The following is a 15,030-nucleotide window of genomic DNA, read 5'->3' on the forward strand; positions in this document are numbered from 1 at the left end:
AGTTTTTAAAAAATTCGTTTGATTTCATTTATAATTCGGTAGAGCTTAGTATCCTTCCGAGGCTCGGCGAAACTTTGAAACACCGAGGAGAACATCCGTGATGAATTCCATTCTCATTTTAGACGACGCACAGGAGAATTGCATGTTGATGCAAGGTATTCTGAGAAAGTCGGGATACAAGGACACGAAGACGAGTCAATCTCCGGATGAGGTCATCGGTTGGCTGAGTTTAAAAAGTTCGGATCCTCCTCAAAAGGAATTCTCACTCATCCTATTAGATATTCTTTTACCCGGAATCACCGGTCTTGAAATTCTAAAGATGATCCGTGAAAAGGAAGAATTAAAGGACATCCCCGTCATCATGATCACCGCGCTCAAAGAATCGAACGTTCTGCAAGAAGCGTTCGATACGGGCGCGATCGATTACGTGGTAAAGCCGTTCGACGCCAACGAACTTTTGGCGCGGGTTCGTTCCGCTCTTCGTCTTTTTGAAGAGATGACTCGAAGAAAGGAAAGGGAAAAAGAACTCGAAAAACTCACCGATCAACTCCAAGAAGTGAACGCTTATCTCGTGGCGATCGCGAGAACGGACGCGTTAACCGGTCTTTACAACCGAAGATATTTCGACGAGGTTCTCGCCACCGAATGGAAACGTTGCTGGAGAACGGGAACGAGCGTCGCGCTTTTGATGTTGGACATCGATCATTTTAAACTCTACAACGATTCGTACGGTCATCAAGGCGGGGATCAATGTTTGAAACAAGTCGCCTCCGCGATTCGAGATTGTGCGAGAAGAGCGGGCGACGTAGCAGCGCGTTACGGGGGCGAGGAATTTTCCGTGATTCTTCCGGAAACGAGCGAGTCCAACGCGGTCATCGTAAGCAGAAACATTTTGGAAAGGGTGGAAAAACTCGCGATTCCCCATATCGCTTCCAAAACTTCTTCGATCGTCACGATCAGCATCGGAATGGCCACTTTGAGTCCGAGTCCCGAAAATTCTATCGCGGAATTGATCGAACGGGCGGATAAGGCCCTCTACTTAGCGAAGGAAGAAGGAAGAAACTGTCTTCGGTTTTATCCTCAAGGCGATTGAACGCGCGAAATTTCGACTAACGTTCTTCGTTTGGATCGATCCATAAAAATTGAATGTCGTTTACGTTGGTTCCGGTCGCTCCCGTAAATACGAGACAATCCGCCGTCTTCAAAGCCTCGTACGAATTGTGAGTTCGAAGAGCCGCTTGCGGGTCCGTAGATTCCTCGATTTTTTTCCAAGTGCTTCCGTCTACGATCGCTCCCGCTGCGTCGGTCGGTCCGTCGCTTCCGTCCGTTGCCAGGGATAAGAACGTGATTCCTCTTTGTCCCGAGATTTTTTCGGCAAAGGCCAAGGCGAGTTCCTGATTTCTTCCTCCTTTTCCCTTTCCGTCGTGTGTCACGGTAGTTTCCCCTCCGCAAAGAATCAACAAAGGCCCGGTTGTATCTTTGAGTTTTTTCAAAGCAAGAGACGCGAGAGAATACCCGGCTTCCTTCGCTTCTCCGTTTAAGGAGGAAGTATATAATAAAACGGGAATATTTAGATTCTTGCATTCTTCTTGAAGATGCGCCAGGGTTTGGGATACGTTTCCGATAGATTCTACGGAGTTTCTTTTTTCGTCGAAAGGGGTTGATTTCGAACTTGACGGATTCTCTTTTGACATCGTCGGTCGTTGGTTTTCTTGGACTCGCCGATCCAGAATCGATTCGAGTTTGGAATCCGTTGATAAATTATATTTTTTGAATATTCTTAAAATAGAATTATTTTCGATCCGAGAAGGGATCGTAGGCCCCGAAGCGACCTTGGATAAATCGTCTCCGAGAACGTCCGAAAGAATCAAAGTGATCGATTTCGAGGGAAGAATCTTTGACAAAAGTCCGCCTCCCTTGATCGAGGACAATAGAATTCGAACCGAGTTCACGTCTTGAATCTCCGCTCCGCTCGCCAAAAGTTTCGAGTTCCAGGAAATCAAATCCTCCAATTCCAAACCTTCCGCGGGAACTTCCATCAAGGCCGAACCCCCGCCCGAAAGAAGAACCAAAACCGTATCTTCCGGTTTCAAAAGAGAACAAAGTTCCAAAATTCTTTTTCCGCCGAGAATGCTGTTCGCATCGGGGATCGGATGACCCGCTTCCAAAATTTCCAAGGGCGGAAATTTTTTTCCGGACGTATGTCCATATTTGGTAAGAATCATTCCCGCGAAAATTTGATCTTTTAAAATTTCATACGCGGCCGCGGACATTTCCTCGGCGGCTTTTCCGATCGAAAGAAGAAGGATTCTTCCGGAAGGTTTTGAGTTTGTCAAAAAGTTGTGAACTGCCGGACCCGGAAGGGATTTGCGGATCGCAAACGCGCCCAGATACGATAAAACGGATCGGGGATAATGGAGATTCGGGATTCGAGTTTGATCAAAATCGAAACGAGGCACGAAATCAGAATCCGAATCTTCGGGGAAAAAAAGAAGTCTTTATTTCCTTTGACATTTGATTTCGAAAAACCAATGTAGTTCCGCGCGGGAATCGCGGAAACGTTAGACGCCGCATTCGAATCGGCGTTTGCAATCAGGAGAATTCATGTCCGAAATCAAAACCTCTAGCTTAAAAAACGGAGAAAGGGAATATAAATATCTAAGTCTGGGTAAGGGGAAAAATCTCGCCTTTTTCTTTCACGGATTTCCGGACGACGCGGGTTCCATGAAGGAACTCATGGAAATTTTTTCGAAGAAGGATTTCACCTGTATCGCTCCGTATATGAGAGGATATTCTCCCGGTTCCAACGTTCCTTTTTCGACGACCGTAAGCATCGCCGAACTCGCGGGCGATCTGAAGTTTATCATAGAATCCTTAAAGACGAAATTCAAATCGGAAAACACGGTTTTGATCGGTCACGATTGGGGGGCGATCGCTTCCTACGCCGTCGCGAATCTTTCGCCGGGATCCATCGATGCGTTAGTCGCTCTTTCCGTTCCACCGCTTCCGACATATATCAAAAACCTGTTCGTATATCCTTCCCAAATCGTAAGAAGCTGGTACATTCTATTCTTTCAATTGAGGGCGGGGATTCCGGAATCGGCTCTTCTCAAAAACGAACTTCTACGCAGACTTTGGGAGGATTGGAGCCCCGGTTGGAAAATTCCCGAAGATCGTTTCCGGGAGGTTTCCGAAAACCTAAAAGTTCCCGAACATCTCACCGCCGCGCTCGGGTATTACAGAGGATTGTTGACCCCGGGAAATCTCGCGCTCTGGAACTCGAGTCGGGAACTCGTGTTTCAAAAAATTTCTGTTCCCACCTTGGTTTTGGCCGGAGAGAACGACGAATGTATTTCCACTTCGGTATATAAGGGATTGGAATCCGAGTTCTATTCCAGAGTTTCGTTTCAGGTGATCGGAAAGGCCGGACATTTTTTACCCTTGGAAGCGCCTGCCCAAGTCTCCAAAGAAATATTCAAGTTTTTGAAATTAGAATAACTGCATATTCTTTCGGGTTTCCGCGAAGGTGAGGGAAGTCCGCGTTCTACATTCTCCGTTCAAAATAAAAAAACCGCGTTCGGTTTTCACCGAAACGCGGCCAGATGTGTTTCGTAAGTTTGGGTTGAGGAAGGGTTCGTTGCCGCTTAACTTTCCGCGGGTGACTCGGACCACTGAATCTTAGGATTGGAATCGCTTCCTTTGGCGGAACGTTTGTCCGCAAGAGATTCGAAGTAGTCTTCGTAGTAAGGAAAGTTCGTTCCCATAATCCGATCCCAAAAGTTGAAGTAAAGGCTGTAGTTGCCGTGAAACTTTTGGTGATGGAGATTGTGGTGCGTCGAAGTGTTGATCCATTTGAGAATCGGATGTCTAGTCCAGGACTTGGGAAGAAACTCGTATCCCAAATGCCACCAGATGTTCATGATCATCGCGTAAAACGTGTGAAACAAAAGCACGTGAAAATGGATCGGAATCAAAAGAACGAAGAATACGATGTAGATTCCTTCCAAAAACGCTTCCAGAAAATGAAAGTGATACGCGGCGATCGGAGAAGGGTTGACCGATTGATGATGCACCGAATGCACTCTGGAATAAACCTTCTTATGATGCATCAAACGATGCGCCCAATAAAACCAGGTTTCGTGCCAGACCGTAATCAAAAGAAAGGAAAGAATCATATAAGGGATTCCGCCGTGTGAGGAATAATCTCCGAAGTAGACGTTGTTCGGAATCAGTCCCATTCTCGCTGAAACGATATTGGTCGTTGCGATGATCGTGAAAACGAAAAGGGTCACGGCCGATTGTTTGATTTCGTTTTTGATCTTTTCCATCTTTGGATAAACGGATTGGATTCTGAAACGATGGAAACTGTCCTTTTTCCAAACGTAAAAAATCAAAAATGCCAAACCCGCGATCGGATAATAACGGATGACGTTCATCGTGAACTGAAACAATCCGATCTTTTGAACGCAGTCTAGGACTAACTCACACTGAATTGGATTCATGGAAAGAATCTCCCCTGTTTACTTGAGAAGAGTTTACTTTCGTTTCGGAAATCAATCGTCCGACTTGGTCGAGACGGTCGAAAAAAAACGACCTGACTTATCAATCAGGTCCTTGGATTCGCCTTTTTTTCTAAATTCGGTCGGACTCAAACCCACTTCTTTTCGAAACGCTTCGTTGAACGAGGATTTGGATTGAAAACCGACTTCGTAGGCGATCGACAAAACCGTATCCTTGGGAGAATGGAGGAGCAGATGTTTCGCCTCGGAGATTCTATATCCGTTGACGAGTTGGAAAAAACTTCTTTTTACGTGAAGATTGAGATATTCCGAAAGTTGATGCGAAGAGATTCCGAGTTCCTCGGCCAATCTTGCGAGCCCGAGATTCTCCTCTTTGTACATCTTTTTTTCTTTCATCAGGGAATTCAGATTCTTTTCCAGGGATTCCAGATCCACGGACTTGAGCTGGGTCGTTTTGTATTTTCTTTCCTCTTCCACGATCTTTTGAACCGCGCTGAAAATTTCGGGATGGCTCTGACGAATGATATAAATCCCGCAAAGAAGAACTCCGATGAGAACGGAAGAAATTTCCAAACGAACTACGCCGGTTTGTTGGATGCTCGTGGATAAACCCAAAAGGGAAGAAGAAACGGCAACCGCGAGAATAAACAGAATCAAACGGATTTCGGGCCGAGTGTAAATCACGATCCAACGGATTCTATGCACTAGGTTGAGAATGATATCGATGAGATAACCGAGCAGGGTCAAGGACATCACCGCGATTCCGATTCTTAGATCGGTGGAGAAATTTCCTGCGGCGGATTGTCTCAGACATTCCAGTTTGTTTTCTTCCGAAGAGAGGTAAAACGGGAACATAATGACGAGAATGACGACTAACGGAATCAAATCCCAAAGACGAAAGAGGGGAATCTTACTTTCTTCTTCCCAAAGATTGGAGATGTAGGATCGCAACAACGGTCCGAACAAAACCGCCAAAGGAAGATGGATCGCATACAGATGAGGGAAGAATCGAATATTCTTACTCACCAAAAGATAGGCGTGGATCTGAAAGATAAAAACGGCCACGAACAAAATGAGAAGAATCGTATTTCTCCGATTTTTGAGCGCGAGAGGGATTTCTCCCAAAATAAAAAGCAGGGAAAGCGCGGAGGTAAACCCGACGAATCCGGAAACGATGGAATGGATTTCTAAATTTCCGAGGCTAAACGCAAACATGGAACTTTTTTCGTAGGATAACCGAGTTCATTCCTTTGGAAAGCAAAACTAAGCTTTTGGGGGTATAAAAAGAACGTTTGATTCTGCCGAAAATGGAACGATCGCAAGAAAAAAGGGTTCGAACTCCTTATATTCTTTCTCGGATTTCCGAGAATCAGAAGGTCGGGCGGCGGTGTGGATAGGAATGTTGAGCCAAAACCCGTCCTCGCTCGGTTTCATTGGGATCCAAAACTGAAAAAATTAAAAACATACGAAAGAATGAAAAAAACAAAGAATTCAGATGTTTTTACAAGAAACAGATTCGTTTAAGATTCCAATAGTTTGGGAAATTTGTTTTGTTGTTGCGTTGCACAACGTCTAATAGGACAAAGATAATGGGACAAAATAATGTTCTTTTCTCCTTAGAAGGGAGGCGCCAAATGCTCGAAAAAATGATCGAAGATTTAAAAGATTCCGTAAAGGAATCCGTAAAATCCGTTCGCATTCCCTTGGAAGTTCACAGTAAAACAGGAAATTATTCCGCTGAAATCGGCGGTTGGGAAGGCACGTCCATGAGTTTAAATCTCGGACGTTTTAACACGGACTCGGTGGGCGAATCGGCTACCTTGGAAGTGAGAATTCCTTTCTGGAAAGATCCGATCCTACTGCACGGGACGATTACCGAAAAGAAAATCGTCCGTTCCAAGTCTCAAGATAGAATTACGGATAACGTACTTTTGTTCGAATCGGATGCGATCGGATTGGTTAAAAAATTCTTACCGAAATTTCCGGTGGATCTGAAGGATTGGAAAATTCCGGATTTTCCGAAAAAAGCGAGCTGATCGAAAGATCGGTTCGTTCTTCCGGAAATCGGAAGTTTTTGAACAGTTTAAAAAGGACGCTCTAAAGCGTCCTTTTTTATTGTCCGTTGGAGGTGAGAGCTTTGTTTTGATTTTGTGGTAGTTCCTACATTTTTCAGGATTTACTCGGAAACGATCAGCTTGTGGGAGATCCTACATTTTTAAGGATTTACTCGGAAACGATCAGCTTGTGGGAGATCCTACATTTTTAAGGATTTACTCAAAAACGATCAGCTTGTAAGAGTTCCCACATTTCTAAAAATTCCTTTAAAGTTTGATCTCAAATTCCAAAGGAGCGTGATCGGAAAGCGGTTTTTCTCTGTAAATAGAATGAGACTTTACGTTTTTCTTAAGTTCTTCGGTAACAAAAAAATAATCGATTCTCCATCCCTTATTTTTAGCGCGAGCTCCGGCGCGAAACGTCCACCACGAATATTCCTGTTTCTCCGGATACAGATATCGAAACGTATCCACCCAGCCTTGGTTTAAAAATCCGCTCAACCACTCTCTTTCTTCGGGTAAGAATCCGCTACTCTTCGCGTTTCCTTTCGGATCGTGAATGTCCTGCGGAGTATGCGCGATGTTTACGTCCCCGCATACGATGATGTTGGGTTGTTTTTTTCTTCTTTTCGCGGCTTCTTTTTGAAACAGATCCAGAAATTTCATCTTCGCGGTTTGACGCACGTCCCCCGTCGTACCGGATGGAAAGTACAAGTTCCAAAGGGCAAAACCGGGATATTCCAGATAGATGCTTCTTCCTTCCTTGTCGAAAAAAGGATCTCCGATTCCGATCGTGATTTTTTGAGGCGGCTTTTTATAAAGAATCGCGACCCCGCTGTATCCCTTTTTTTCGGCGCTGTTGAAGACGGGACTGTAACCGAGTTCTTCCCAAAAAGGAGACACTTGTTCCTGCATCGCCTTGGTTTCCTGAAAGGAAACGAAATCGGGTTTCGTATTCCGAATGTAATCGGCGAGTCCTTTTTCCAACGAGGATCTGATTCCGTTGCAGTTGAGAGATATGAGTTTCATAGGCAAGGTGTAAATTGAACGAATTCTTCTTCCGGGCAATTGTTTTTTGTGTAAATTTCAGATGCAGGAACAGTTCTTCCGGAAATTCTGGTTTTTGAAATGGCGATACAAATTCTGCAAGTCGGTCTGAAAGATCGGTCCGTTTTGGATCCGGTTCTGAAACGCGCTCGAGAGGACTTAAGTTCCACCTTGACGATCGTAAAACCGATCATCGAAGACGTTCAAAAAAACGGGGATTCTGCGCTCAGAGAATATACTCGGAAGTTCGACGGAATGGTTCCCGATTCTTTCGTTCTCGATCTTGCCGGTTTGAAACCGAAGATCGATTCGGAACTCGAAACCGCTCTTCAAAAAGCCGCCCAAAACATAGAAGCGTTTCATCGGATTCAAATTCCGGAAGATAAGGAAATCGTCGTTCATGGAAACCGACTCGGGATTCGCCATACTCCCGTGGAATCGGTTTCGGTTTACGCGCCCGGCGGAAAGGCGTTGTATCCTTCCACGATTTTGATGGGAGTGATTCCCGCCAAACTCGCGGGAGTGAAAAACATTCAAATCGTTACACCTCCACAACAAGGGGCCTTGCCCGACGGACTCGTTGCCGCAGCGAAGATTGCGGGCGCGGATCGGATCATTCTCGCGGGAGGAGCGCAGGGAATCGCGGCGGTTTCTTACGGAACCGAAAGTATTCCTTCTTCCGAATTCGTCATCGGTCCGGGTAGTAAGTTTGTGACTGCCGCAAAAGTTTATCTCAGCGGTCAAGGTGTGATCGGAATCGACAGCCCCGCCGGTCCGAGCGAAGTGCTCGTGATCGCGGACGATTCCGCAAATCCGGTCTGGGTCGCCGCGGATCTTTTATCCCAAGCCGAACACGGAGAGGATTCGGTTGCGATCCTTTGTACGGATTCGATCGAACTCGCCAAAAAGGTTCAAGTCGAAGTCGAAAAGGCCCTGGTCGAAAGACCCAAACGGGGCGAAATGAAACGCAAGTCCGTCGAGGATCACGGAAGAATATTCGTTTTTCCTAATTTAGAAGAATGTTTTGCGTTTTCCGATCTTTTCGCTCCCGAACACCTGGAGATCCAGACTCGAAACTTCAAAGAGGATCTGAAAAAAATCCGCCACGCGGGTTCGGTGTTTTTGGGGAATTATTCTCCCGTGGCGATGGGAGATTATATCAGCGGGACCAATCATATTCTTCCCACCGCGGGCGCCGCGAGAATCTATTCTTCTTTGGGAGTTTCCACGTTTTTAAAACGGGTCACCTGGCAGGAGGTTTCCAAGGAATCCTTGGCGGATCTTTATCCGCACGTAAAGGTTCTTTCGGAATTCGAAGGTCTGGACGAGGAACACGGAACCTCCGTAAAAATTAGAACTTAAGAATATTCAAATTTTATGATTATCTGTAAAACTCCAGAAGAAGTCGGGGCCCAAGTCCGCAAGTGGAAGGCCGAAGGTAAAAAAGTGGGATTTGTTCCCACGATGGGTTATCTTCACGAAGGTCACGCGACCTTGTTCGACGAATCCGTTTCCAAAGCGGATAAAACCGTGGTTTCGATTTTCGTAAACCCGGCCCAGTTCAACGATCCGGAAGACTACGCCAAATATCCGGTCAACACGGAAGGGGATTTGAAACTCTGCGAATCCAAAAAAGTGGATCTCGTTTTTTTACCGGACAAAGAGGCCATGTATCCCGGCGGAATTCCGAACGTAATTTTGCAAATTCCTCATCTGATGAAAAATCTCTGCGCCGTCTCAAGACCCGGACATTTCGAGGGAGTTCTTCTCGTGATCTCCCGATTGTTTCACTTCGTGGAACCGGACCTCGCGTTTTTTGGAAAGAAGGATTATCAACAATATCTTTTGATCCGCGAGTTTTGTAAGACGCTTGCGTTTCCGGTCGAAGTGATCGGTTGTGAAACGATTCGATCGGGAAAGGGTTTGGCTTTGAGTTCCAGAAATGCAAGACTCAGCGAAGAGGAAAGGGAAGAATCCTTGTTGGTTTCCAGAGCCCTTCGTCTCGGCGAAACCCAAATTCTTTCCGGGATGAAAGATCCGGTTCTCGTGCGCGACATCATGAAGGACGTTTTGGATTCTTCTTCCAAAATTCGTTTGGATTATCTTGAAGTTTTGAACGCGGACACTCTCGAACCTTTGGAAAATTTGGTAGGGAACATTCTTCTCGCGGTCGCCGTTTTTATCGGACCTGTGCGTTTGATCGACAACATCACCTTGAGCGTGAATCCCTTATGAAGGATCTTCTTCGGATCATCGGCGAAGAATTGTTTTCCCAATTCGATTCTTCACCCAAAAAAAAGAACGTCGTTCCCAAAAAGAAAACATCCGTCGCTTCCGCGGCGGCCGCGAAATCCTCTTCTTCCGTAAACGAAGAGATTTCGGGTAACGTGTATTCCGTGACGGCGGGAAGTCATTCCATATTAGCTTCTTCTTTATTCCAAAAATTGAATCAAACGGTCGTGGTCGTTTCGGAAAACAACACCGCCGCCGAGTTTTTATACCGGGAAGCCTTGAGTTTTCTTCCCGCGAGCGATCTCGTTTATTTTCCGGGTCAAGAAGTTCTTCCTTACGAATATCTTCGTTATCCGACCGAAATGAAACGGGAAAGAATCAAGGCGATCGCAAAGATTCTCTCCGGCGAACCCGCGCTCATCTTTACTTCCGTCGCCGGTTTTTTAAAAACGCTTCCTCCGATCGAAACGATGCAAGGACGAGCGATCGTTTTGGAAAAGGGAAAGGAAATCGATCTCGAAAGTCTTCTCATCGGGCTCATCGATCTCGGTTATAAACGTACGGACGTTTGTGAAACCTTCGGCGAATTCAGTTTGAAGGGCGGGATCCTGGATATTTATTCTTCCTATTCCACCGAACCCGTGCGGATCGACCTTTTCGGAGAGGAAATCGAATCGATTCGAACCTTCGATCCGGACAGCCAAAGATCGATGGCGGATCTGAACAAAGCGGTTCTTCTTCCCGCGGACGAATATATCCTTTCGGACGAACAAAAATTAGAATATCAGAATCTTCTAAAGTCTGCGGATTCTTCCCTGCATCTTCCCGAAATCCCGGAAGCGAACTACGGAATTTATTACGAGGAACTCGTTCCTTTGGTAAGGGAGAATCACGGGATTCTTTCCTATTTTCCGGAACCTCCGGTTCTTTTGTTTCCTTCTCCGAATACGGTGAAGGAAAGAATTCTCCACTTGGAACGGGAATACGTTTCCTTGTTCGAAAAACGTTCCAAAGAAATCCTCTGCGCTCCGCCCGAAAAACTTTTATCCTTCGGGGAAGAACATCGGGTTCTGACCGATTCGATCGGTTTGTCGTTCATCGGTCTTCCTCCGAGAAACGGAAACGATCTGGTTTCTTCTTTGAAGGAAGCTCCGGCCTTTAAGGGAAAAATCCGCGAAGTCCGCGAAAAGATCGCCGAACTCAGAAACGAAGGCGGTTGGAAGATCGTCTTAACTTCCTCGTTCGAGGCTCAGACAAAAAGACTACAAGGGCTTTTCGAAAAGGAAGGAATCGTTTTGTTAAACGAAGACTCCGCCGAGCCGATTCCGTTTCATCTGGGCAAACACAAAAAGGACGCCTTTCTCGTGTTATCCGAACTCAGAAACGGATTCATATTCGAAAATCAGAAAATTCTAATCCTTTCCGAAAACGATATTTTCGGCCGAGAATACAAACGCAAAACCCGTTTTAAAAAGCAGAACAGCAAGGCTCTTCAGAGTTTTATCGATCTCAAAGAAGGGGATTACGTCGTTCATATCCATCACGGGGTCGGTAAGTTTTTAAAGATCGAAAGAACGAACGCGGGCGGTAAAGAACGAGACTTTCTGAAACTGGAATACGCGGGAGGGGATTCTTTATTCGTTCCCTTGGATCAGATTTCTCTGGTGCAGAGATATATCGGTGGAACAGAATCTCCTCGTTTGGACAGTCTTGGTAAGAGCACTTGGAAAAAAACCAAGGACCGTGTTCAAAAGGCAGTCGAAGCGCTCGCCGAAGATTTGGTTCAGATGTATTCCAATCGTTTGAAACTTCAGGGTTACGCGTTTCCACCCGACACGATCTATCAGGAAGAATTCGAGGCCGAGTTCGAATACGAGGAAACCCCCGATCAGATCGACGCGATCGAAGCCGTCAAAAAGGATCTGGAATCGCCCCGTCCTATGGATCGTCTTGTCTGCGGGGACGTGGGTTACGGTAAAACCGAGGTGGCGATCCGAGCCGCGTTTAAGGTCGCGATGGCGGGCCGTCAGATCATGATGCTCGCGCCCACCACGATTTTAGCATTACAACATTATAATACGTTTAAGAACCGTTTCGAAAACTATCCGCTTCGCGTAGAACTCGTTTCCCGTTTTAAAACGGCCGCGGAAACGAGAGATATTCTTTCCGACTTCAGTCTCGGAAAAATCGACATGATCATCGGAACCCACGCCATTCTTTCCCCGAAATTGAAACCGAAAAATCTGGGACTTCTGATCATCGACGAGGAACAAAGATTCGGAGTCAATCACAAGGAAGCGATCAAGAAGTTTAAGAATCTCGTCGACGTTCTCACCTTAACCGCGACTCCAATTCCGAGAACGCTTCACATGGCCTTGACCGGAATCCGCGAACTTTCCATCATCGCCACTCCGCCTAAGAACCGTCAGTCGGTCGAAACCTACGTACTCGAAGAGGACGAGGATCTGATCGCGGACGCGATCCGAAACGAAATTCAAAGGGACGGTCAGGTTTTTTATCTCTACAATCGAGTGGAAACCATCGAACAAGAAACGAAATATCTGAACGAAATCGTTCCCGAGGTTTCGATCGGAGTTCTGCACGGACAAATGACCGAGGACGAAATCGAAGAAACGCTTCTCGATTTTTACAATCGCAAATACGACATTTTGGTTACAACGACGATCATCGAATCGGGAATCGACATGCCCAACGTAAACACGTTGTTCGTAAAACGCGCGGATCTATTCGGTCTTTCCCAGTTGTATCAGATTCGGGGAAGAGTGGGTCGAAGCGATCGAAAGGCGTTCGCGTATATGCTTTTGCCGAAGGATCGGGTCGTCACCGAACAAGCCGAAAAACGTCTCAACACGATCTACGAATATCAGGAGTTAGGTTCCGGTTTTAAGGTTGCGATGCGGGATCTTGAAATCCGAGGCGCGGGAAATCTTCTCGGGAAAGAACAATCCGGAGACATCATGGAAGTAGGATTCGATCTTTACGTGAGAATGCTCGAAGAGGCGATTGCAAGAATCAAGGGAGAAGAAGTGGCCGTGGAAGTCAGAACTTCCGTGACCTTGAACACGAACTTCTTCATTCCGGAAACATATATTGCGGATACAAGACAAAAGATCGAGTTCTACAAAAAGTTCGAAGGCGCACGGGATCTGGAAGAGATCGACGAGGTTTACACCGAGATGGTGGATCGTTTCGGAGAACCTCCCGAAGATGCAAAAACCTTTATTCTTTTGGAGAAGATTAGAACTCTCGCATCCAATTTAGGTTTCGAATCCGTCGCGGAAATGAAGGATGAAATCAAATTGAAATCCGGTTCTTACTTCCGAGGCGATAACGTAAAAATCATTCAACTGATCTCCGCGAGAACGGGCTTAACTCTCAACCCGAGGGAACCGAACGTGCTGATTTTTCAGACCGGAAAAAAATCGGAGAAGGAAAAGCTCGATACTTTGATCTTTCTTCTTTCGGAAATGTTACCTTCCAAAAAAGTATAGACGACTAAACCCCGAATCCTATCCTTTGCACCAGGAACCCTAAGTCCGATGAAAAAAAACATTATTCTGATTTTTATTGCTCTTTCTACCGCTTTTTTTGCGGGTTGCGGAGATAACTCCGAAGTGATCGAAACCCTCGATGGAAACAAAATCACTGTAAATAGTTTTGATGATACCTATAACGTGGCCATCGACGCGATGAGCCGAGTTCAAAACATCGAGAAGGAAAATCTTCTCGAGTTCATCCAAAAGGATATCGCTGAAGTTCCCGAGCAGATGAGAGCTTTGAACTATCAGTTTCAAAAGAAGAATTTTTACGATCAGTACAGAGACATGATGATCACGACGATCGCGGCCGAAAAAGACGGTTTCACGAAACGCGACGACATCAAAAAGATTCTTAAGTTTCAAGAGATGCAGATCGTTTCTCAGCTTTACGTAATGCACCTTGTGGAAAGCAAGATCAAGATCTCCGAAGAAGAAGCGATGGAAGAATGTCAGAAACTCCGCGCGAAAGAACCTCAAATCGGTTCTCTTCCGATCGATCGTTGTATCCTTTTCGCGAGAGCGAAGTTGAAAAAGGACAAGTCTCAGGAAATTCTTCCTAAGGTTCTCGAAAGAATCAAAGAACAAGTCTCGATCAAACACAACGACAAGTTCGACCTCGAAGCTTTCTTAAAGAGAAAAGTCGGAGCGCCTGCAACCGAAGAGAAAAAGGAAACGCCCGCGACCGGAACCGAAGCTCCTAAAACAACGGAAACTCCGAAAACTCCCGGACAGTAAATCCCCTTGAACCATTATCTGAACGCCTTTCTGAGAAGCATCATTGAGGCGATCACGGAATTTCTACCGGTGTCCTCCACGGGACACCTGTTCTTATTCAGTTCCTTCTTTCCTTTCAGCGGGGAGAATTTCGGAATTGAATTTGACGACCTCTTCGATATATTCATTCAAAGCGGAGCGATTCTTTCCGTTTTGTATTTGTATCGGGAAAAATTCAGATCGCAGATCGTTTCTTCCTTTCAATACGTAACCAAACAAAACGCGGACCCTCATGGGTTTCACTTTCTCATTCAGATTGCGATCGGCGCGTTTCCGATTTTAGCGGCCGGTTTTATCGCGAAGAAATTTTTGGACACGATCAAAGCAAGACCGGATCTTTTGGAGATTCTCGCGGGCGCCTGGATCTTCGGCGGAATTCTCATTCTCATCGCGGAATGGTTCTTTCATAAAAAACAAGGAAGCGGAGAACGCGAACCCATCGGTTTTAAGGATTCGATTCTCATCGGAATCTTTCAATGTATGGCTCTCGTTCCCGGTATGTCTAGATCTGCGGCGACGATCATCACGGCTCGTTTTTTAGGAAAGGATACGAGGAGCAGCGCGGAGTTTTCCTTCTTTCTTGCGGTTCCCGTTTTACTCGCGGCGGGTATATACAAACTTTATAAATATCGTTCCATTCTGAACGGAGATACGATCCCCGTTTTAGCCTTCGGATTTTTGGTTTCCTTTCTTCTTTGCACCTTGGTGATCCGTTGGTTTTTACGCTATCTTCAGAGACATTCGTTTTCCGTCTTCGGGGTTTACAGAATCTTATTGGGGGTCGGCGTTCTCGTTTTCACTAAATTTATTAGATGAAAATCTAATTCACGAGAATAATCTGAC

The 15,030-nt window shown here is 45.8% G+C and carries 11 protein-coding genes and 2 pseudogenes; 8 read left to right on the forward strand and 5 right to left on the reverse strand.

The genetic code is table 11. The features are described 5' to 3' along the window. Positions 1–100: 100 nt before the first annotated feature. Positions 101–1,093: a GGDEF domain-containing response regulator gene (locus LEP1GSC052_RS04040; protein WP_010574542.1), complete on the forward strand. Its 993-nt coding sequence runs from the start codon at positions 101–103 to the stop codon at positions 1,091–1,093. 16 nt (positions 1,094–1,109) lie between these two features. On the opposite strand, the pseudogene LEP1GSC052_RS21775 reads toward LEP1GSC052_RS04040, so the two are convergent. Together LEP1GSC052_RS21775 and LEP1GSC052_RS21780 are read right to left on the reverse strand one after the other, a co-directional pair. Continuing rightward, positions 1,110–1,646: pseudogene (locus LEP1GSC052_RS21775) on the reverse strand (MOFRL family protein); the annotation flags it as partial. An 80-nt stretch (positions 1,647–1,726) separates the two neighbouring features. Next, positions 1,727–2,459 (reverse strand): annotated as a pseudogene (locus LEP1GSC052_RS21780) (DUF4147 domain-containing protein); the annotation flags it as partial. Between the two features lie 145 nt (positions 2,460–2,604). Here LEP1GSC052_RS21780 and LEP1GSC052_RS04050 point away from each other — a divergent pair. Next, positions 2,605–3,498, forward strand: a complete 894-nt coding sequence (locus LEP1GSC052_RS04050) for an alpha/beta fold hydrolase (RefSeq protein WP_010574544.1) — start codon at positions 2,605–2,607, stop codon at positions 3,496–3,498. Between the two features lie 146 nt (positions 3,499–3,644). Here the strand turns inward: LEP1GSC052_RS04050 and LEP1GSC052_RS04055 are convergent, their stop codons facing one another. Beyond that, complete coding sequence (locus tag LEP1GSC052_RS04055) at positions 3,645–4,502, reverse strand: sterol desaturase family protein (RefSeq protein WP_020986318.1); 858 nt, start codon at positions 4,500–4,502, stop codon at positions 3,645–3,647. Between the two features lie 51 nt (positions 4,503–4,553). Continuing rightward, the gene (locus LEP1GSC052_RS04060) at positions 4,554–5,735 is read right to left on the reverse strand and encodes an AraC family transcriptional regulator (RefSeq protein WP_020986780.1); all 1,182 of its coding nucleotides are present in this window, start codon (positions 5,733–5,735) and stop codon (positions 4,554–4,556) included. A gap of 419 nt (positions 5,736–6,154) precedes the next feature. Here LEP1GSC052_RS04060 and LEP1GSC052_RS04065 point away from each other — a divergent pair, with 419 nt between their 5' ends. Further along, entirely contained in the window at positions 6,155–6,556 is a 402-nt protein-coding gene (locus LEP1GSC052_RS04065) for a hypothetical protein (RefSeq protein WP_010574548.1), read from the forward strand. 285 nt (positions 6,557–6,841) lie between these two features. Here the strand turns inward: LEP1GSC052_RS04065 and LEP1GSC052_RS04070 are convergent, their stop codons facing one another. Continuing rightward, entirely contained in the window at positions 6,842–7,603 is a 762-nt protein-coding gene (locus tag LEP1GSC052_RS04070) for an exodeoxyribonuclease III (protein ID WP_020986495.1), read from the reverse strand. Positions 7,604–7,702: 99 nt separating this feature from the next. Between LEP1GSC052_RS04070 and hisD the strand changes: the two genes are divergently transcribed. From hisD to LEP1GSC052_RS04095, 5 genes are read left to right on the forward strand one after another with little or no spacing between them, the layout of a single operon-like run. After that, entirely contained in the window at positions 7,703–8,983 is a 1,281-nt protein-coding gene (hisD, locus tag LEP1GSC052_RS04075) for a histidinol dehydrogenase (protein WP_010574549.1), read from the forward strand. A gap of 15 nt (positions 8,984–8,998) precedes the next feature. Beyond that, positions 8,999–9,856, forward strand: a complete 858-nt coding sequence (panC, locus tag LEP1GSC052_RS04080) for a pantoate--beta-alanine ligase (protein WP_020986242.1) — start codon at positions 8,999–9,001, stop codon at positions 9,854–9,856. Continuing rightward, a complete protein-coding gene (mfd, locus tag LEP1GSC052_RS04085) occupies positions 9,853–13,365 on the forward strand; it encodes a transcription-repair coupling factor (RefSeq protein ID WP_020986125.1) in 3,513 nt (1,170 codons plus the stop codon). Before panC ends, mfd begins: the two co-directional genes overlap by 4 nt. 48 nt (positions 13,366–13,413) lie before the next feature. Further along, complete coding sequence (locus LEP1GSC052_RS04090; protein WP_020985829.1) at positions 13,414–14,148, forward strand: lipoprotein LipL31; 735 nt, start codon at positions 13,414–13,416, stop codon at positions 14,146–14,148. A 6-nt stretch (positions 14,149–14,154) separates the two neighbouring features. Beyond that, a complete protein-coding gene (locus LEP1GSC052_RS04095; RefSeq protein WP_010574553.1) occupies positions 14,155–15,003 on the forward strand; it encodes an undecaprenyl-diphosphate phosphatase in 849 nt (282 codons plus the stop codon). Positions 15,004–15,030 lie beyond the last annotated feature (27 nt).

Origin of the sequence: Leptospira kmetyi serovar Malaysia str. Bejo-Iso9, assembly GCF_000243735.2 — a bacterium.
GTDB lineage: Bacteria > Spirochaetota > Leptospiria > Leptospirales > Leptospiraceae > Leptospira > Leptospira kmetyi.

Coding starts and splice junctions, on each gene's coding strand:
- hisD (WP_010574549.1), top strand. CDS start 7,703: ATGGCGATACAAATTCTGCAAGTCGGTCTGAAAGATCGGTCCGTTTTG.
- panC (WP_020986242.1), top strand. CDS start 8,999: ATGATTATCTGTAAAACTCCAGAAGAAGTCGGGGCCCAAGTCCGCAAG.
- LEP1GSC052_RS04060 (WP_020986780.1), bottom strand. CDS start 5,735: ATGTTTGCGTTTAGCCTCGGAAATTTAGAAATCCATTCCATCGTTTCC.
- LEP1GSC052_RS04040 (WP_010574542.1), top strand. CDS start 101: ATGAATTCCATTCTCATTTTAGACGACGCACAGGAGAATTGCATGTTG.
- LEP1GSC052_RS04070 (WP_020986495.1), bottom strand. CDS start 7,603: ATGAAACTCATATCTCTCAACTGCAACGGAATCAGATCCTCGTTGGAA.
- mfd (WP_020986125.1), top strand. CDS start 9,853: ATGAAGGATCTTCTTCGGATCATCGGCGAAGAATTGTTTTCCCAATTC.
- LEP1GSC052_RS04050 (WP_010574544.1), top strand. CDS start 2,605: ATGTCCGAAATCAAAACCTCTAGCTTAAAAAACGGAGAAAGGGAATAT.
- LEP1GSC052_RS04055 (WP_020986318.1), bottom strand. CDS start 4,502: ATGAATCCAATTCAGTGTGAGTTAGTCCTAGACTGCGTTCAAAAGATC.
- LEP1GSC052_RS04065 (WP_010574548.1), top strand. CDS start 6,155: ATGCTCGAAAAAATGATCGAAGATTTAAAAGATTCCGTAAAGGAATCC.
- LEP1GSC052_RS04090 (WP_020985829.1), top strand. CDS start 13,414: ATGAAAAAAAACATTATTCTGATTTTTATTGCTCTTTCTACCGCTTTT.